Genomic DNA, 17098 nt, shown 5'->3' with positions numbered 1-17098 from the left:
ATGGACGCGAGGCCGCCCGCGCACTCTTTGTGCCCGGGCGGCCTCGCGTGAGGACCTGCTCGCCGCCGCGCCGGAAGGGTCAGGCGCCGATGGCGTGCAGGCCGCCGTCCACGTGGATGATCTCGCCGGTCGTCTTGGGGAACCAGTCCGAGAGCAGGGCGACCACGCCGCGGCCGGCCGGCTCGGGGTCGGCCATGTCCCACTCCAGCGGGGAGCGGTGGTTCCACACCGAGGCCAGCTCGGAGAAGCCCGGGATGGACTTCGCCGCCATGGAGCCGATCGGCCCCGCGGAGATGAGGTTGCAGCGGACGTTCTGCTTGCCCAGGTCGCGGGCGATGTAGCGGGAGGTCGCCTCGAGGGCGGCCTTGGCCGGGCCCATCCAGTCGTACTGCGGCCAGGCGAACTGCGCGTCGAAGGTGAGGCCGACGACCGAGCCGCCCTCGGCCATCAGCGGCAGGCACGCCATGGTGAGCGACTTCAGCGAGTACGCCGAGACGTGCATGGCGGTGGCCACGGACTCGAAGGGGGTGTTGAGGAAGTTGCCGCCGAGCGCGTCCTGGGGCGCGAAGCCGATGGAGTGCACGACGCCGTCCAGGCTGCCGAGCTCCTCGCGGACGGTGTCGGCCAGGCCCGCCAGGTGCTGGTCGTTGGTGACGTCGAGCTCGATCACCTTGGCCGGCTTGGGGAGCTTCTTGGCGATGCGCTCGGTGAGGGTCGGGCGGGGGAAGGCGGTCAGGATGATCTCGGCGCCCTGCTCCTGGGCCAGCTTGGCGGCGTGGAAGGCGATGGAGGACTCCATCAGCACACCGGTGACCAGAACGCGCTTGCCGTCGAGGATTCCGCTCATGGCGATCAGTGACCCATGCCCAATCCGCCGTCAACCGGGATGACGGCTCCAGTGATGTACGAGGCTTCGTCGGAGGCGAGGAAGCGGACCGCGGCGGCGATCTCCTCGGCCTTGCCGTAGCGGCCCAGCGGCACCTGGGCGACGATGTCGGCGCGCTGCTCGTCGCTGAGCACGCGGGTCATGTCGGTGTCCACGAAGCCGGGCGCGACGACGTTGAAGGTGATGTTGCGCGAGCCCAGTTCGCGGGCGAGCGAGCGGGCGAAGCCCACCAGACCGGCCTTGGAGGCGGCGTAGTTCGCCTGGCCGCCCTGCCCGAGCAGGCCGACGACCGAGGAGATCAGCACGACGCGGCCCTTCTTGGCCCGCAGCATGCCGCGGTTGGCGCGCTTGACCACGCGGAAGGTGCCGACGAGGTTGGTGTCGAGGACGGCGCTGAAGTCCTCCTCCGTCATGCGGATCAGCAGCTGGTCGCGGGTGATGCCGGCGTTGGCGACGAGCACCTCCACGTTGCCGTGCTTCTCCTCGACCTCCTTGTACGCCTGCTCGACCTGCTCGCTGTCGGTGATGTCGCAGCGCACGGCGAGCACGCCCTGCGCCACGAGGTCCGCGGGCGGCTCGCCCGAGCGGTAGGTGACGGCGACCTTGTCGCCCGCCGCGGCGAAGGCCCGGGCGATGGCAAGGCCGATGCCCCGGTTTCCTCCGGTGACGAGAACCGAGCGGCTCAACGGATCACTCCCTGGGTGGTGGGTGTTCTCCGTGAAAACTATCGGTACCCGCGCCGTTTCGGGGGACCGGCCCCCGACAGCCTGCCCCCGCGGACCCTGTGGAGTTCCTACAGTGCCTCTGCTGAAACCTTTCCCGCGGGCGTCAGCCGCGGGAACGGGCGGCGGCCCGGCGGCGGCTGTGCAGCAGCAGGCCGAGGGCGCCGGAGGCGAGCACGGCGCTGCCGCCCAGCGCCGCCTCCAGGCTGCCGGTGCTGTGGGCGGCGTTGCTGGTGGCGAGGTCGCCGCGGGTGGCGGCGGTGGGCGTGTCGCCGCCGTGGCCGTGGTAGATGACGGTGGACCTGGACTCGCCGGCGGTGATCTGCGCGTCGGTGGGCGCCTTGGCGACGTCGGCGGTGGCCGCCCTGGCCGCCTGCGCGGTCTGTCCGAAGACGACATCCGCGCAGCCGTAGAAGGCCTCGGGGCTGTCGTTGCGCTGCCACACCTGGTAGACGAGTTGGCGGCCGGTGCGCTGGGGCAGGTTGGCGGTGAAGTCGTAGTAGCCGCTGGGCGCGGAGGCGACCGTGTCGTAGACGGCGATCGGCGTGTCGTCGAGGTCGGACCACTTCAGCGGCTTCGTCGGGTCGTAGCCCTGCTTGGTGATGTAGAGGGTCATGGTGCCGCGGTGGGGCGCGGTGACGCGGAAGTGGACGGTGGTCTGCCCGGCCGTCACGGGAGTTGCGGGCCAGTCGGTGCGGGCCCAGTCCAGGGCGCGGTACTTGTCGCGGTCGGCGGAGCACAGGTGGCCGTCCGGGATGATCTGCCGGCTCTGGCCGTTGGCGTCGAGGATGTTGACCTCGTTCCAGTCGTAGAGCGGCTGGGTGCCGCTGTCGGCCACGAGGTCCTTGCACACCTGCGACTGCGGGTGCTCGGGGCCTTCGGCGTAGCAGGCGGAGATCCGGCTGACCGGGGTGCTCAGGGCACCGTGGGCACTGGCGGTGCCCGGGGTGAGCGCGCCGATCGCGGCGGTGGCGGCGGCGACCGCGGCGGCGGCCGCGGTCCTGCGGCGTAGGGACGTGCGGGCCGGGGCGGGAACCGGCGTGGGGACGGGCGCGGGAACCGGCGTGGGGACGGGCGCGGGGACTGGCATGGGGGGACTCCTTGTCGGGCCTGGGAGTCGGCGGATCCCTCGGACCCGTCGGATCCGTGGGGGGACTCCGGGGACAAGCGGGGCGCTTGTCATGAGCATATCGATCGGCACCCAGATTGGTCCATACCAGCGGCGGTCGTGTCCAGAGACGGTCCACGGGTTCCAGAGGGCCCACGCGGTCCGCCGGGCCGCCGCGTCCACCACACGCCCGGTCCGGCCCGATCGCCCGGTCCGGCCGGCCGCGGCCCGGGCCCGCTCGTCCGGGGGCACGTGCGAGTTGTCCACAGGCCCGGGGGAATTCGCCACCGCGGCGGGGCGCGGACGTGGTTCACTGCGGAGGAAGCGAGGGAAGGGAAGATCGTCGTGCCGCATGAGGTGGATGAGTCGTTCGTCGCGCTGCCGCTGCGCGCGCTTGCCGATGCCGCGTTGGCGCGGGCGCGGGCGCTGGGCGCGGAGCACGCGGACTTCAGGCTGGAGCGGGTGCGCAGCGCCTCCTGGCAGTTGCGGGACGGGCGGACGGCGGGCGCCTCCGACACCACCGACCTGGGGTACGCGGTACGGGTGGTGCACGGCGGCGCCTGGGGCTTCGCCGCGGGCGTGGACCTGACGATGGACGCGGCCGCGCGCGTCGCCTCCCAGGCCGTCGCCATGGCCAAGCTGTCCGCGCAGGTGATCGCGGCCGCGGGGTCGGACGAGCGGGTGGAGCTGGCCCCCGAGCCGGTGCACGCCGACCGCACCTGGGTGTCCTCCTACGAGGTGAACCCCTTCGACGTGCCCGACGCCGACAAGACCGGCCTGCTCGCCGAGTGGAGCGGCCGGCTGCTGGCCGCCGAGGGCGTCTCGCACGTGGACGCGGCCCTGCTCACCGTCCAGGAGAACAAGTTCTACGCCGACACCGCCGGCACCACGACCACCCAGCAGCGCGTCCGCCTGCACCCGGTGCTGACCGCCGTCTCGGTGGACGCCGGGACCGGCGACTTCGACTCCATGCGCACCCTGGCCCCGCCGGCCGGACGCGGCTGGGAGTACCTGACGGGCACCGGCTGGGACTGGGACGCCGAACTGGCCGCCATCCCCGGCCTGCTCGCCGAGAAGATGCGCGCCCCCTCGGTGGACGCGGGGCGGTACGACCTGGTGGTCGACCCCTCGAACCTGTGGCTGACGATCCACGAGTCGATCGGCCACGCCACCGAACTGGACCGCGCGCTGGGGTACGAGGCGGCGTACGCCGGCACCTCCTTCGCCACCTTCGACCAGCTGGGCACCTTGAAGTACGGCTCCCCGCTGATGAACGTCACCGGCGACCGCACCGCGGAACACGGCCTGGCCACCGTCGGGTTCGACGACGAGGGGGTGGCCGGCCAGTCCTGGGACCTGGTGCGCGACGGCGTCCTCGTCGGCTACCAGCTCGACCGCCGGATCGCCCGCCTCACCGGCTTCGAGCGGTCCAACGGCTGCGCGTTCGCCGACTCCCCCGCCCACGTCCCGGTCCAGCGCATGGCGAACGTCTCGCTGCAGCCCGCGCCCGACGGCCCCTCCACCGAGGAGCTGATCGCCGGCGTGGAGCGCGGCATCTACGTGGTCGGGGACCGCTCCTGGTCGATCGACATGCAGCGCTACAACTTCCAGTTCACCGGCCAGCGCTTCTTCCGGATCGAGAACGGCCGGCTCGCCGGACAGCTCAAGGACGTCGCCTACCAGGCCACCACCACCGACTTCTGGGGCTCGATGGAGGCCGTCGGCGGCCCGCAGACCTACGTGCTCGGCGGCGCCTTCAACTGCGGCAAGGCCCAGCCCGGCCAGGTCGCCGCGGTCAGCCACGGCTGCCCCTCCGCCCTCTTCCGGGGCGTCAGCATTCTCAACACCACGCAGGAGGCGGGCCGATGAGCGGCGCCAGCAGCAAGCCCCACGAGATCGTCGAGCGCGCCCTGTCGCTGTCCCGGGCCGACGGCTGCGTGGTGATCGCCGACGAGGAGTCGAGCGCCAATCTGCGCTGGGCCGGCAACGCCCTGACGACGAACGGGGTCACGCGCGGCCGCACCCTCACCGTCATCGCCACCGTGGACGGCGCGGAGGGCACCGCCTCGGGCGTGGTCTCCCGCTCGGCGGTGACGGCCGAGGAGCTGGAGCCGCTGATCCGCGCCGCCGAGGCGGCCGCCCGCGACGCCGGCCCCGCCGAGGACGCCCAGCCCCTCGCCACCGGCACTCCGGCCTCGGCCGCCTTCACCGAACCGCCCGCCGAGACCGGCTCGCAGGTCTTCGCCGCCTTCGCGCCCGCGCTCGGCGAGGCGTTCGCCGCGGCCCGCGCAGGCGGCCGCGAGCTGTACGGCTTCGCGCACCACCGGGTCACCTCCACCTACCTCGGCACCTCCAGCGGGCTGCGGCTGCGCCACGACCAGCCCACCGGCACCCTCGAGGTCAACGCGAAGTCCCCCGACCGCACCCGCTCGGCCTGGTCCGGCACCGCCACCCCGGACTTCACCGACGTCGACCCGCTGGCGGTGGACGCCGACCTCGCCCGGCGGCTGGCCTGGGCCGAGCGCAAGGTCGAGCTGCCCGCCGGCCGGTACGAGACGCTGCTGCCGCCCACCGCCGTCGCCGACCTGATGATCTATCAGATGTGGTCCTCCGGCGCCCGGGACGCCGCCGAGGGCCGCACCGTCTTCAGCAAGCCGGGCGGCGGCACCCGGATCGGCGAGAAGATCAGCCCGCTCGCGCTGACCCTGCGCAGCGACCCCGGCGAACCCGGCCTGGAATCCGCCCCGTTCGTGGTCGCCCACGCCTCGGGCGGGGACTCCTCGGTCTTCGACAACGGCCTGCCGGCGGGCCCGGTGGACTGGATCGCGGACGGCACCCTGCGGCAGCTGATCACCACCCGCCACACCGCCGGCCTCACCGGAGTCCCGCTCGCCCCCGCCCCGGACAACCTGGTGCTCGACGGCGGCGGCACCCGTACGCTTGACGAGATGGTGGCCGCCACCGAGCGCGGCCTGCTGCTCACCTGCCTGTGGTACATCCGCGAGGTGGACCCGGCCACGCTGCTGCTCACCGGCCTCACCCGCGACGGGGTGTACCTGGTGGAGGGCGGCGAAGTGACCGGCGTGGTCAACAACTTCCGGTTCAACGAGTCCCCGGTCGACCTGCTCGGCCGCGCCACGGAGGCCGGCCGCACCGAGCGGACGCTGCCGCGCGAGTGGGCCGACTGGTTCACCCGCGCCGCCACCCCCGCGCTGCGGGTGCCGGACTTCAACATGAGCTCGGTCAGCCAGGGCGTGTGACGGCCGGGCCGGCCGGGCGCACCGCCCGGCCGGCCCGCCCCCGCGGCCGCCGCGGGCCAACGGCCCACGGCAGGCGCGGCAGACAGCACCACAGCACGCCACGCGGCGGACAACGCAGCACACGAGACAGCACACGAAGAAAAGACGAGAGGAACAACGTATTGGACGAACGGCAGATGGTCAGGATCTCGAAGTTCCTGTCCCTGGTACTGCGGCACCAGCCGGAGGCGGTCGGGCTGGCGCTCGACAGCGGCGGATGGGTCGAGGTCGATCGGCTGATCGCGGCCTGCGCCGCCAAGGGCCGCCGCTTCTCCAGGGCGGACCTGGACCATGTGGTGGCCAGCAACAACAAGAAGCGGTTCGCCTACTCCGAGGACGGCCTGCGGATACGGGCCAGCCAGGGCCATTCGGTGGCCGTGGAGCTGGGCCTGCCCGCCACGGTCCCGCCCGACGTGCTCTACCACGGCACCGCGTCGGTCACGCTCCCGCTGATCCTGCGCGAGGGGCTGAAGCCGATGTCACGGCAGGACGTCCACCTGTCCGCGGACGTGGCGACAGCCGGCCGGGTGGGTGCCCGACACGGCCGACCGGTGGTCCTGGCGGTGGACGCCGCAGGACTCGCGGCGTCGGGCCACGAGTTCCGGGTCAGCGCCAACGGAGTGTGGCTCACCGACCGGGTGCCCCCGCAGTGGCTGCGCGAGGTCCCGCGCGCCTGACCCCGGTTTCCACCGGTCGCGTGAACCCGTCAGGAATGGAGAAGCCCCCCGTACGGCGGGCTGCCTAGCCTGGCGGGCATGGACATCACCATTCACGCCACCTTCCTCCCGCACACCCACCCGGACGCCTCGCTGGCCTTCTACCAGGACGCGCTCGGCTTCGAGGTCCGCAACGACGTCGGCTCCGGCACCACCCGCTGGATCACCGTCGGGCCGCCCGGGCAGCCCGGCACCTCCGTCGTCCTGGAGCCGCCCGCCATGGAGCCCGGCCTCACCGACAGCGAGAAGCGGACGATCGCCGAGCTGATGGCCAAGGGCAGCTACGCCCGCCTCATCCTCGCCGCGCCCGACCTCGACGCCGCCTTCGCGCGGGTGGAGGCGACCGGCGCCGAGGTCGTCCAGGAGCCGACCCGGCAGCCGTACGGTGTGCGGGACTGCGCCTTCCGCGACCCCGCGGGCAACCTGATCCGCATCAACGAGGCCGCCTGACCCACCCGGCCGGGCCCGGGACCGTTCTCGAAGAGCACCGGAAAACTCCGGGAAGCACCCGGAGGTCACCGGTGACCTCCCGGAGACCAAGCCCTCCCGGGCCCGCCTGACACCCCACGGAGACAGCATGAGCAAGGCCACCCGCACGGACACGGCTGCGGCGCGGCCCGCCGACGCCCACGACGTGATCCGTGTGCACGGGGCGCGGGAGAACAACCTGCGGGACGTCGGCGTCGAGCTGCCCAAGCGGCGGCTGACCGTGTTCACCGGCGTGTCCGGCTCGGGCAAGAGTTCCCTGGTGTTCGGCACGATCGCCGCCGAGTCCCAGCGGCTGGTCAACGAGACCTACAGCGCCTTCGTCCAGGGCTTCATGCCGACCCTCGCCCGCCCGGAGGTGGACGTCCTGGAGGGGCTGACCACCGCGATCATCGTGGACCAGCAGCGCCTGGGCGCCGACCCCCGCTCCACCGTGGGCACCGCCACCGACGCCAACGCCATGCTGCGCATCCTGTTCAGCCGCCTGGGCCGCCCGCACATCGGCTCGCCCAACGCGTTCTCCTTCAACGTGGCCTCCGTGCGGGCGGCCGGCGCGATCACGGTCGAGCGCGGCAGCGGCACCACCGTCCGCAAGACCTTCACCCGGGCCGGCGGCATGTGCCCGCGCTGCGAGGGCCGCGGCCAGGTCTCCGACATCGACCTCACCCGGCTCTACGACCCCGGCAAGTCCCTGCGCGAGGGCGCCCTGACCATCCCCGGCTACAAGCCCGGCGGCTGGAACCACCGCCTCTACGCCGAGTCCGGCCTCTACGACGCGGACAAGCCGATCGGCAGGTTCACGAAGAAGGAGCTGCACGCCTTCCTGCACCACGAGCCGGTCCGGATGAAGATCGCCGGCATCAACATGACGTACGAGGGCCTGGTCCCGCGTATCCGCAAGTCCTTCCTCGCCAAGGACCGTGAGGCGCTGCAGCCGCACGTGCGGGAGTTCGTGGACCGGGCGGTCGCCTTCACCACCTGCCCCGATTGCGGCGGCACCCGGCTGGCGGAGGCGGCCCGCTCCTCGAAGATCGGGGGGATGAGCATCGCCGACGCGTGCGCGCTGCAGATCAGCGACCTGGCGCAGTGGGTGCGCGACCTGGACGAGCCCTCGGTGGCGCCGTTGCTGGCCTCGCTGCGGCACACCCTGGACTCCTTCGTGGAGATCGGCCTGGGCTATCTGTCGCTGGACCGCCCCTCGGGCACCCTGTCCGGCGGCGAGGCACAGCGGGTGAAGATGATCCGCCAGCTCGGCTCCTCCCTCACCGATGTCACCTATGTCTTCGACGAGCCCTCCACCGGTCTGCACCCCCATGACGTCCAGCGGATGAACGAGCTGCTGCTGCGGCTGCGCGACAAGGGCAACACCGTGCTCGTGGTGGAGCACAAGCCCGAGGTGATCGCGATCGCCGACCACGTGGTCGACCTCGGCCCGGGCGCGGGCCCGCGGGGCGGCACGGTCTGCTTCGAGGGCACCGTCCAGGGCCTGCGGGCCGGCGGCACCCTCACCGGCCGCCACCTGGACGACCGGGCCGCGCTGAAGAAGACGGTCCGCACACCCACCGGCACCCTGCCGGTCCGCGGCGCCCGCACGCACAACCTCAAGGACGTGGACGTCGACATCCCGCTCGGGGTGCTCGTCGCCGTGACCGGGGTGGCGGGCTCCGGCAAGAGCTCGCTGGTGCACGGCTCGCTCGTCGGCGGCCGGGCGGGCGTGGATGTGGTGTCGGTCGACCAGAGTCCGATCCGCGGCTCCCGGCGGAGCAACCCGGCCACCTACAGCGGGCTGCTGGAACCGGTCCGCAAGGCGTTCGCGAAGGCCAACGGGGTCAAGCCCGCGCTGTTCAGCGCCAACTCCGAGGGCGCCTGCCCCAACTGCAACGGCGCCGGCGTGATCTACACCGACCTGGCGATGATGGCCGGGGTCGCCACCGTCTGCGAGGAGTGCGAGGGCCGCCGCTTCGACGCCTCGGTGCTGGAGTATCGGCTGGGCGGGCGCGACATCAGCGAGGTGCTGGCGATGCCGGTGGCCGAGGCGCGGGAGTTCTTCGCCGACGGCGAGGCCCGCACCCCCGCGGCCCACCGCGTCCTGGGCCGGCTCGCCGACGTCGGGCTGGGCTACCTCACCCTGGGCCAGCCGCTCACCACGCTCTCCGGCGGCGAGCGGCAGCGGCTGAAGCTGGCGGTGCACATGGCCGAGAAGGGCGGCGTCTACGTCCTGGACGAGCCGACCGCGGGCCTGCACCTCGCGGACGTCGAGCAGCTGCTCGGCCTGCTGGACCGGCTGGTCGACGGCGGCACCTCGGTCATCGTGGTGGAGCACCACCAGGCGGTCATGGCGCACGCCGACTGGATCATCGACCTCGGCCCGGGCGCGGGCCACGACGGCGGCCGGGTGGTCTTCGAGGGCACCCCCGCCGACCTGGTGGCGGCCCGCAGCACCCTCACGGGCGAGCACCTGGCGGCGTACACCGGCCACTGAGGCAAGGGGCCGGGCGGAGCCGGGAGAGGGCTGAAGGGGGCCGAGGGGTGCCGAAGGGGCCGGGGCGGGTCTCAGTACGTCGCCCCGGTCCGCCGCCGGCCCCTGAACGCCGCCCACAGCGCGTCGCCGAGCCCCACCAGGACGACGGCGCCGACGAGTTGGAGGACGTGCCGGGTCCAGTCGAAGCCCTTGGTGTCGGCGACCCCGAGCCAGCGCGCCACGCCGTTGCCCAGCGCGCTGCCGCCCATGCCGCACAGCACGGTGAGCCACAGCGGCAGGGTCTGCCGGCCCGGGATGATCGCCTTGGCGACGAGGCCGAGCACCAGGCCGACGATGATCGCCCACAACCAGGTCATGACAACGCCTCCTCGGCCGGGCGCCGGATGCCCGGCGGTCGTCCGGCCAGTCTCCTTCCGGGTGACCGGACCCGCATGTCGGGGCGTGCCCCGACCTGATGCGGCGGGCCCGGGCGGCGTACCGTGGGAAGGGACCCACGCTGCGCGCCGTGACCCGCGAGCGGGGCGGCGCGGACCAGGCAGGGCCTTCCGGGACGACCACGAAGAGCGGGCGGTGGAGCACGATGCGGAAGCAGCGGGGGGCGGAGGTCTTCCACATCACGGGAGCCAGGACCGGGCTCACCGAGGACGTGCGGGCCCGCCAGCGCCGTTACATCATCTCGATGTCGATCCGCACCGTGTCGGTGATCCTGACCGTCGTGCTGTGGAACGTGGAGCGCCCGCTCGCCTGGGCGACGCTCGTGGTGGGCGCGCTGCTCCCCTACATCGCAGTGGTCTACGCCAACGCCGGCCGGGAGAACGCCCCGCAGCCGCACACCGCCCTCGTACCCCCTCGGGTGCGCCGGGCGATCGCGCCGAGCCGGGTGGAGACCGGTGCCGAACGGCACGCGGACGCCGTTCCCGCGCCGGAGCCGGGCGAAGAGCCGGACAAGGCGGCGAAACCGGAAGCGCCCCAGGTGGCGGAACCGGTCGGGGACGCCGGCGAGCAGGGCCGTTAACTGCGCGTCCGGACCCGGGTGGTCCAGACCTGTGGCGGCATCCGGACAACCTCAAGAAAAGCTCAGATCAATCGCGGACTTCCCTCTCCACGAGGGGCTACGCGCATGTCATACTACGGATTGCGCTCCGTATCCCCCGTCGGAGCCGTGGACCGACGCCGGGCGGCTCCCCCCGTGGCTGCCCGGCGTCGCCATGTCCGCAAGAGGTTTACTGGGGGCATGAACATCGGGGCGCTCACCGGGGCGAACGACGGGGCCATGGACGATTCGCCGACCTGCTCGGCCAAGGGCTGCCGGGCACCCGCGCAGTGGGTCCTGGCCTGGAACAACCCGAAGCTGCACACCCCCGAGCGGCGCAAGACCTGGCTCGCCTGCGCGGAGCACCGCGAGCACCTCTCGCAGTTCCTCGGCGTGCGCGGCTTCCTGAAGGACGTGGTCCCCTTCGCCGAGTGGGAGTCGCGGTCAGCCGCCGATGGCTGACATCGGCCGCTCGGGCTGGAGGAAGGAGGGGTCGTCCAGCCCCGAGCCGGCCTTCTTGCCCCACATCGCGGCCCGCCACAGCTCGGCGACCTCGGCGTCGGGCGCGCCCGAGCGCAGGGCCGCGCGCAGGTCGGACTCCTCGCGGGCGAACAGGCAGTTGCGCACCTGGCCGTCGGCGGTGAGCCGGGTGCGGTCGCAGGCCCGGCAGAAGGGCCGGGTCACCGAGGCGATCACGCCGACGACGGCGGGGCCGCCGTCCACGATCCAGCGCTCGGCGGGCGCGTGGCCGCGGGCGCTGCCGCCCTCGGGCTCCAGGGTGAAGCGGGTGTGCAGCGCCGTCAGGATCTCCTCGGCGGTCACCATGTCCTCGCGCTGCCAGCCGTGCTGGGCGTCCAGCGGCATCTGCTCGATGAACCGCAGCTCGTAGTCGTGCTCCAGCGCCCAGGCCAGCAGGTCGGGCGCCTCGTCGTCGTTGATCCCGCGCATCAGCACGGTGTTGACCTTGACCGGGGCCAGGCCCGCCTCACGCGCGGCCTGCAGCCCGTCCAGCACGTCCTGGTGGCGCTTGCGGCGGGTGAGCCGCTGGAAGACGTCGGGACGCAGGGTGTCCAGGGAGACGTTCACCCGGTCCAGGCCCGCCTCGCGCAGGGCGGCGGCGGTGCGGCGCAGACCGATGCCGTTGGTGGTCAGCGACATCTTCGGGCGCGGGGTCAGGGCGGCGCAGCGCTCCACGATGCCGACCAGTCCCGGTCGCAGCAGCGGCTCGCCGCCGGTGAAACGCACATCGGTCACGCCGAGGTCGGTGACGGCGATGCGGACCAGCCGCACCACCTCGTCGTCGGTGAGCAGCTCGGGCTTGGCCAGCCACTGCAGCCCCTCCTCGGGCATGCAGTAGGTGCAGCGCAGGTTGCACCTGTCGGTCAGGGAGACCCGCAGGTCCGTGGCCACGCGACCGTAGGTGTCGATGAGCACGGCGCCTCCTTTCCCGCGCTGCGCCCGGGCGGCGCCTCGCTTCCCCTCCTCCCCACCCTAGATCCGCCCCATGCGGAAGCCCATGCGGCGGCGGGCGGGTGAGTGAGGACGCAGACGAGCAGCGTACGCGCCCGGGCCGACACCGCGGCCCGCCCGCTTCGTTGAACCGTGCACCCGCACCCCGCAAGCAGCCCGTACCTCGCGCACCCGCCCCGCCGCACACCCAGGGAGGTCCCCCGTGCCCCTGGAGGACTCCTCGTGACCGTCCTGCCGCCCGATCCGCAGCCGCCGGCCCGCCGGCCGTACGGCAGCGTGGTCCTGCCCTTCACGGTGCCGCCCGCCCCGCCGCGCGCGCCCAGGGCCGTGCCGCCGCAGGCGTGGCCGCACGAGCGGGTGCCGGTGCCGCCGCTCAGCGTGGCGGAGCTGCGGCGGGCGGCCCGGGCACGGGGCCGCGAGACGCGCTGAGCCGGGCGCCGGTGGCGAGCAGCGCCCGCCCGGCCGGACAGGGCAGCCGCGTCAGGGCCGGTCGGCGGCGCCCCCGCCGCGAACGCGGCCCGCGGCAGTCCCGCCTGACGCCCCCTCACGCGTCCTTGCCGCCCGCGCCGGCCCGTACCGCTGCCGCGGCCGCCATTGCGGCGGCCCCCTGCGCCGCAATGGGCGCCGCCCCGGCCGCGGTTGCCCCCTCGGGGCGCCAGCCGGGTCCGAGCACCAGGTGCCGCGCCCGGTCCTTCCAGGTGCGGACCGCGGCCAGGTCGCGCGCGAGAGCGGCGTACTCGTGGGTGGCCACCCGCAGCGGGTTGTACGTCGAGATGTTCTTCGTCAGCCCGTACACCGGCCGCTCGGTCTCGGGGGTGAAGGAGCCGAAGAGGCGGTCCCAGACGATGAGGATGCCGCCGAAGTTGCGGTCCAGGTAGCCGCCCTGGGAGGCGTGGTGGACCCGGTGGTGCGAGGGCGTGTTGAGGACGAACTCCAGCGGCCGCGCCAGGCGGTCCACCCGCTCGGTGTGGATCCAGAACTGGTAGACGAGGTTGACCGAGGTGCAGAAGGCGAGCGCGGCCGGGTGCACGCCCAGCGCGACCAGCGGCAGGTAGAACGGCCAGGAGGTCAGCGAGGTCCACGGCTGCCGCAGCGCGGTGGAGAGGTTGAAGTTGCGGCTGGAGTGGTGCACCACGTGGCAGGCCCACAGCAGGCGGATCACGTGGTGGCCGCGGTGCGACCAGTAGTAGAAGAAGTCCTGGGCGAGCAGCATCAGCAGGACCGTCCACCAGGTGACCGGGACCCGCAGCGGGGTGAGCGCGTACACCCCGGAGTAGATCGCCACGATCGGGATCTTCCACAGCGCGTCGGTGAAGAGACTGCCGAGGCCCATGGACAGGCTCGCCGCCGTGTCCCGGCCGGTGTACCCGGCGGCGTCGTCGTCGGGATGGATGCGGTAGCTCACCATCTCCACAACGGTGAGCAGCACGAACGCGGGAACGGACCACAGCACGACATCGGGCAGATCTGGCATGGACGCACCATAGAGGCGGCCACCGGCGGTCCGCCAGAGTCGGGTTACCGACTGGTACGCACAACTCTTCCGCGGGCCGGCCGGGGGCGGTTCGCCCGGGTCGCGGTGAAAGGGTGTCGGCGGCGCCCCTTATCCTCGATGACCATGCTGGACAACCGGACCGAGCCGCCCTTCGCCGGCGGGCACGCCCCCGCCCCCGACCCGTGGCCCGCGGACTACCCCGAGGGGTACGCCGTGGTCGACGTGGAGACCACCGGGCTCGGCCGGGACGACCGCATCGTGTCCGCGGCCGTCTACCGGCTCGACGCCCGCGGCGACGTCCAGGACCACTGGTACTCGCCGGTGAACCCCGAGCGCGACCCCGGCCCGGTCTGGATCCACGGCCTGACCGGCGCGATGCTCGCCGACGCCCCGCTCTTCCCGGAGATCTCCGCGGCGCTCGCCGAGCGGCTGGCCGGCCGGGTGCTCGTCGCGCACAACGCGGTCTTCGACTGGTCCATGCTGGCGCGGGAGTTCGCCCGGGCCGGCACGGCCGCGCCGGTGGACCACCGGCTGTGCACCATCGTGCTCGCCAAGGAGCTGCGGCTGCCGCTGGCCAACCACAAGCTGGAGTCGCTGGCCGCGCACTACGGGGTGGTCCAGCGCCGGGCGCACCACGCGCTGGACGACGCCCGGGTGCTCGCCGAGGCGTTCCGCCCCTCGCTGCACCTGGCCGCCGCCGCGGGGCTGCCGCTGCCGCTGCACACCTGCCGGCCGCTGACCGAGTGGCCCGAGGCCGCGGTCCGCCCGGCCGGCGGCGCCCCTGCGGTCCCGGCGCCGCGCTACGGCCGCATCCACGGCTCGGGTTATGGCAACTGGCGCCCGGCCCGCAAGCGTCCGGCCTGCCCGTACCCGAACCCGGGCCGGCTGGAGCCGGGCGGGCCGCTGGTGCAGGGGATGCGGGTGGCGTTCTCCGGCGACACCGGTGTCGACCGCGAGCTGCTGGAGGACCGCGCCACCGACGCCGGGCTCCATGTCGCCTCCTCCGTCAGCCGCCTGACCAGCCTGCTGGTCACCAACGACCCGGACTCCTCGACCACCAAGGTCGTCAGGGCCCGCCAGGTCGGCACCCCCGTCATCGACGAGCGGCGGTTCGCCGAGCTGCTGGAGGCCGTCGTCCCGGCGGCCGACGTCCACGGCTGAGCGGGTGATTCCGGCGCCGGCCCGCTGCGGGGTGCGTTGCCCGCCCGCCGCCGGCACCGCAGCCTTGGGCACATGGCCCGTTGCGAGGTTTGCGGAAACGACTACGAGATGAGCTTCGAGGTGCACGCCGCTGGGGCCGTGCACGTCTTCGACAGCTTCGAGTGCGCGATCCACCGGATGGCACCGATCTGCGAGCACTGCCGGGTGCAGATCGTCGGCCACGGCGTCCAGGTGGACGGCCGCTTCTACTGCTGCGCGCACTGCGCGAAGGCCGAGGGCGGCACCGGCGTCGTGGACCACGTGGCCACCACCACACCTGCCTGACCCGCGCCCCGCGCCACCACCGGCCGGAGGTACGGTCGTCGGGCAGGCGACGGCGAGCGGTGGGGCGGCAACGTGGCGGGACGTATCGAGGACTACGCGATCATCGGCGATCTGCAGACCGCCGCGCTCGTCGGCCGGGACGGCTCCATCGACTGGTTGTGCCTGCCCCGCTTCGACTCCGCGGCCTGCTTCGCCGCGCTGCTCGGCGACCGCGACAACGGCCGCTGGCGGATCGCGCCCGTCAACTCCGGCCACTGCGCGAGCCGTTCGTACCGCGGCGACACCCTGGTGCTGGACACCTTCTGGGAGACGCCGAGCGGCACCGTGAAGGTCACCGACTTCATGCCGCAGCGCGACAAGGCGCCCGACGTGATCCGCGTCGTGGAGGGCGTCTCCGGCGAGGTGTCCATGCGCAGCGAGCTGGTGCTGCGGTTCGACTACGGCAGCGTGGTGCCCTGGATGCGCCGGATCGACGGCCACCGGGTGGCGATCGCCGGACCCGACTCGGTGTGGCTGCGCAGCACCCCCACCCTGCCGATGTACGGCCAGGACATGCGCACCTACGCCGACTTCACCGTCTCGGCCGGCGAGCGGATCGGCTTCGTGCTCACCTGGAACGCCTCGCACGCACGCCGGCTGCGCCGGATCGACCCCTTCGCCGCCCTCGAACTGTCCCTGAAGGACTGGGAGTCGTGGTCCTCGCAGTGCCGCTACGAGGGCCCCTGGCGCGACGCGGTGCTGCGTTCCCTGATCACCCTGAAGGCGCTCACCTACGCGCCCAGCGGCGGCATAGCCGCGGCCGCCACCACCTCGCTGCCCGAGGAGATCGGCGGGATCCGCAACTGGGACTACCGCTTCTGCTGGCTGCGCGACGCGGCCCTGACCCTCAACGCCCTGATCGCCGGCGGCTACCTGGAGGAGGCGCATGCCTGGCGGGACTGGCTGCTGCGCGCGGTGGCCGGCAACCCGGCCGACCTGCAGATCATGTACGGCATCGCGGGCGAGCGCCGGCTGCCGGAGTACGAGGTGCCGTGGCTGGCCGGCTACGAGGGCTCGGCGCCGGTGCGGATCGGCAACGCGGCCGCCGGCCAGCTCCAACTCGACGTCTACGGCGAGGTGATGGACTCCCTCTTCCTCGCCCGCGAGAGCGGCCTGCCCACCGAGACCTACGCCTGGAACCTGCAGCGCGCCCTGATGGACTTCCTGGAGGGCAACTGGCGGCAGCCGGACGAGGGGCTGTGGGAGGTGCGCGGCGCACGCCGGCACTTCGTGCACTCCAAGGTGATGGCCTGGGTCGCCGCCGACCGCGCGGTGCGCACCCTGGAGGCGCAGCCCAAGTGGCGCGGCGACATCGACCGCTGGCGGGCCATGCGCGACCAGGTGCACGCCGAGGTGTGCGAGCGCGGCTACGACCCGGTGCGCAACACCTTCACGCAGTCCTACGGTTCGCGGGAGCTGGACGCGGCCACCCTGCTCATCCCGCAGGTGGGCTTCCTGCCCGCGGACGACCCGCGGGTGGTGGGCACGGTGGCCGCGGTGCGCAAGGAGCTGGACCTCGGCGGCTTCGTGCGCCGCTACAGCCCCGAGGCGGCCGGTGTGGACGGGCTGCCCGGCTCCGAAGGGGCCTTCCTGGCCTGCTCGTTCTGGATGGTGGACGCGCTGCGGGCCACCGGGCGGCGGCCGGAGGCAAAGGAGCTGTTCGAGCGGCTGCTGGCGCTGCGCAACGATGTCGGGCTGCTCGCCGAGGAGTGGGACCCGGTGGCGGGCCGCCAGTTGGGCAACTTCCCGCAGGCGTTCAGCCACATCGGTCTGGTCAACAGCGCGCTGGGGCTGGCGCGGCGGCAGGAGCCGGCGGACTGACTCACCACTCCCGCCCTGCCGGGATGCGGGCGGCGCCTCGGGCCGCCCGATGGCCG

General features: G+C 73.3%; 17 protein-coding genes. 11 read left to right on the top strand and 6 right to left on the bottom strand.

The features are described from left to right. Positions 1–79 precede the first annotated feature (79 nt). The 3 genes from fabI to BLR33_RS14110 all read right to left on the bottom strand — a co-directional run bounded on the left by fabI (position 80) and on the right by BLR33_RS14110 (position 2698). Complete coding sequence (gene fabI / locus BLR33_RS14120; protein ID WP_093784740.1) at positions 80–847, bottom strand: enoyl-ACP reductase FabI; 768 nt, start codon at positions 845–847, stop codon at positions 80–82. Between the two features lie 5 nt (positions 848–852). Next, on the bottom strand, positions 853–1572 hold the full coding sequence (gene fabG / locus BLR33_RS14115; protein WP_093784739.1) for a 3-oxoacyl-[acyl-carrier-protein] reductase: 720 nt from the start codon (positions 1570–1572) through the stop codon (positions 853–855). Positions 1573–1714: 142 nt separating this feature from the next. Beyond that, positions 1715–2698, bottom strand: a complete 984-nt coding sequence (locus BLR33_RS14110) for a lytic polysaccharide monooxygenase auxiliary activity family 9 protein (protein WP_093784738.1) — start codon at positions 2696–2698, stop codon at positions 1715–1717. Between the two features lie 363 nt (positions 2699–3061). Between BLR33_RS14110 and BLR33_RS14105 the strand changes: the two genes are divergently transcribed. From BLR33_RS14105 to BLR33_RS14085, 5 genes are all read left to right on the top strand, one after another. Next, positions 3062–4585 (top strand): TldD/PmbA family protein, encoded by a 1524-nt coding sequence (locus BLR33_RS14105; RefSeq protein ID WP_093784737.1) that lies wholly within the window; start codon positions 3062–3064, stop codon positions 4583–4585. Beyond that, positions 4582–5976 carry a metallopeptidase TldD-related protein gene (locus BLR33_RS14100; protein ID WP_093784736.1) on the top strand — a complete coding sequence of 465 codons (1395 nt, stop codon included), beginning with the start codon at positions 4582–4584 and terminating at the stop codon, positions 5974–5976. The genes BLR33_RS14105 and BLR33_RS14100 overlap by 4 nt, the downstream gene beginning before the upstream one ends. A gap of 161 nt (positions 5977–6137) precedes the next feature. After that, the gene (locus tag BLR33_RS14095; protein ID WP_245771390.1) at positions 6138–6692 is read left to right on the top strand and encodes an RNA 2'-phosphotransferase; all 555 of its coding nucleotides are present in this window, start codon (positions 6138–6140) and stop codon (positions 6690–6692) included. Positions 6693–6770: 78 nt separating this feature from the next. Next, entirely contained in the window at positions 6771–7181 is a 411-nt protein-coding gene (locus BLR33_RS14090; RefSeq protein ID WP_176930262.1) for a VOC family protein, read from the top strand. A gap of 127 nt (positions 7182–7308) precedes the next feature. After that, complete coding sequence (locus tag BLR33_RS14085; RefSeq protein WP_093784734.1) at positions 7309–9699, top strand: ATP-binding cassette domain-containing protein; 2391 nt, start codon at positions 7309–7311, stop codon at positions 9697–9699. A gap of 71 nt (positions 9700–9770) precedes the next feature. Here BLR33_RS14085 and BLR33_RS14080 read toward each other — a convergent pair whose 3' ends face one another. After that, a complete protein-coding gene (locus tag BLR33_RS14080; protein WP_093784733.1) occupies positions 9771–10055 on the bottom strand; it encodes a GlsB/YeaQ/YmgE family stress response membrane protein in 285 nt (94 codons plus the stop codon). Positions 10056–10279: 224 nt separating this feature from the next. Between BLR33_RS14080 and BLR33_RS14075 the strand changes: the two genes are divergently transcribed. Next, positions 10280–10714, top strand: a complete 435-nt coding sequence (locus BLR33_RS14075) for a DUF3099 domain-containing protein (RefSeq protein WP_093784732.1) — start codon at positions 10280–10282, stop codon at positions 10712–10714. A gap of 219 nt (positions 10715–10933) precedes the next feature. Beyond that, the gene (locus BLR33_RS14070; RefSeq protein ID WP_245771389.1) at positions 10934–11194 is read left to right on the top strand and encodes a hypothetical protein; all 261 of its coding nucleotides are present in this window, start codon (positions 10934–10936) and stop codon (positions 11192–11194) included. On the opposite strand, the gene moaA is transcribed toward BLR33_RS14070, so the two are convergent. Beyond that, complete coding sequence (gene moaA, locus BLR33_RS14065; RefSeq protein WP_093784731.1) at positions 11177–12166, bottom strand: GTP 3',8-cyclase MoaA; 990 nt, start codon at positions 12164–12166, stop codon at positions 11177–11179. The genes BLR33_RS14070 and moaA overlap by 18 nt on opposite strands. A 258-nt stretch (positions 12167–12424) precedes the next feature. Here moaA and BLR33_RS14060 point away from each other — a divergent pair, with 258 nt between their 5' ends. After that, positions 12425–12631 carry a hypothetical protein gene (locus tag BLR33_RS14060; RefSeq protein WP_093784730.1) on the top strand — a complete coding sequence of 69 codons (207 nt, stop codon included), beginning with the start codon at positions 12425–12427 and terminating at the stop codon, positions 12629–12631. A gap of 115 nt (positions 12632–12746) precedes the next feature. On the opposite strand, the gene BLR33_RS14055 is transcribed toward BLR33_RS14060, so the two are convergent. After that, entirely contained in the window at positions 12747–13676 is a 930-nt protein-coding gene (locus tag BLR33_RS14055; RefSeq protein ID WP_093784729.1) for a sterol desaturase family protein, read from the bottom strand. Between the two features lie 138 nt (positions 13677–13814). Between BLR33_RS14055 and BLR33_RS14050 the strand changes: the two genes are divergently transcribed. From BLR33_RS14050 to BLR33_RS14040, 3 genes are all read left to right on the top strand, one after another. Continuing rightward, complete coding sequence (locus tag BLR33_RS14050; protein WP_407639672.1) at positions 13815–14858, top strand: DEDDh family exonuclease; 1044 nt, start codon at positions 13815–13817, stop codon at positions 14856–14858. A gap of 72 nt (positions 14859–14930) precedes the next feature. Beyond that, positions 14931–15182 carry a hypothetical protein gene (locus tag BLR33_RS14045; protein ID WP_093784728.1) on the top strand — a complete coding sequence of 84 codons (252 nt, stop codon included), beginning with the start codon at positions 14931–14933 and terminating at the stop codon, positions 15180–15182. Between the two features lie 72 nt (positions 15183–15254). Further along, positions 15255–17042: a glycoside hydrolase family 15 protein gene (locus BLR33_RS14040; RefSeq protein WP_093784727.1), complete on the top strand. Its 1788-nt coding sequence runs from the start codon at positions 15255–15257 to the stop codon at positions 17040–17042. Positions 17043–17098 lie beyond the last annotated feature (56 nt).

It is taken from the genome of Actinacidiphila guanduensis (assembly GCF_900103985.1).
Lineage (GTDB): Bacteria > Actinomycetota > Actinomycetes > Streptomycetales > Streptomycetaceae > Actinacidiphila > Actinacidiphila guanduensis.
The sequence above is the reverse complement of the archived record's forward strand: the minus strand, read 5'-3'. Positions and strand labels throughout refer to the sequence as shown.

Bases quoted from the DNA above. Each gene is read 5' to 3' on its own strand.
- BLR33_RS14085 (WP_093784734.1), top strand. From the start codon at position 7,309: ATGAGCAAGGCCACCCGCACGGACACGGCTGCGGCGCGGCCCGCCGAC.
- fabI (WP_093784740.1), bottom strand. From the start codon at position 847: ATGAGCGGAATCCTCGACGGCAAGCGCGTTCTGGTCACCGGTGTGCTG.
- BLR33_RS14045 (WP_093784728.1), top strand. From the start codon at position 14,931: ATGGCCCGTTGCGAGGTTTGCGGAAACGACTACGAGATGAGCTTCGAG.
- BLR33_RS14055 (WP_093784729.1), bottom strand. From the start codon at position 13,676: ATGCCAGATCTGCCCGATGTCGTGCTGTGGTCCGTTCCCGCGTTCGTG.
- BLR33_RS14090 (WP_176930262.1), top strand. From the start codon at position 6,771: ATGGACATCACCATTCACGCCACCTTCCTCCCGCACACCCACCCGGAC.
- BLR33_RS14080 (WP_093784733.1), bottom strand. From the start codon at position 10,055: ATGACCTGGTTGTGGGCGATCATCGTCGGCCTGGTGCTCGGCCTCGTC.
- BLR33_RS14075 (WP_093784732.1), top strand. From the start codon at position 10,280: ATGCGGAAGCAGCGGGGGGCGGAGGTCTTCCACATCACGGGAGCCAGG.
- BLR33_RS14110 (WP_093784738.1), bottom strand. From the start codon at position 2,698: ATGCCAGTCCCCGCGCCCGTCCCCACGCCGGTTCCCGCGCCCGTCCCC.
- BLR33_RS14100 (WP_093784736.1), top strand. From the start codon at position 4,582: ATGAGCGGCGCCAGCAGCAAGCCCCACGAGATCGTCGAGCGCGCCCTG.
- BLR33_RS14050 (WP_407639672.1), top strand. From the start codon at position 13,815: ATGACCATGCTGGACAACCGGACCGAGCCGCCCTTCGCCGGCGGGCAC.
- BLR33_RS14070 (WP_245771389.1), top strand. From the start codon at position 10,934: ATGAACATCGGGGCGCTCACCGGGGCGAACGACGGGGCCATGGACGAT.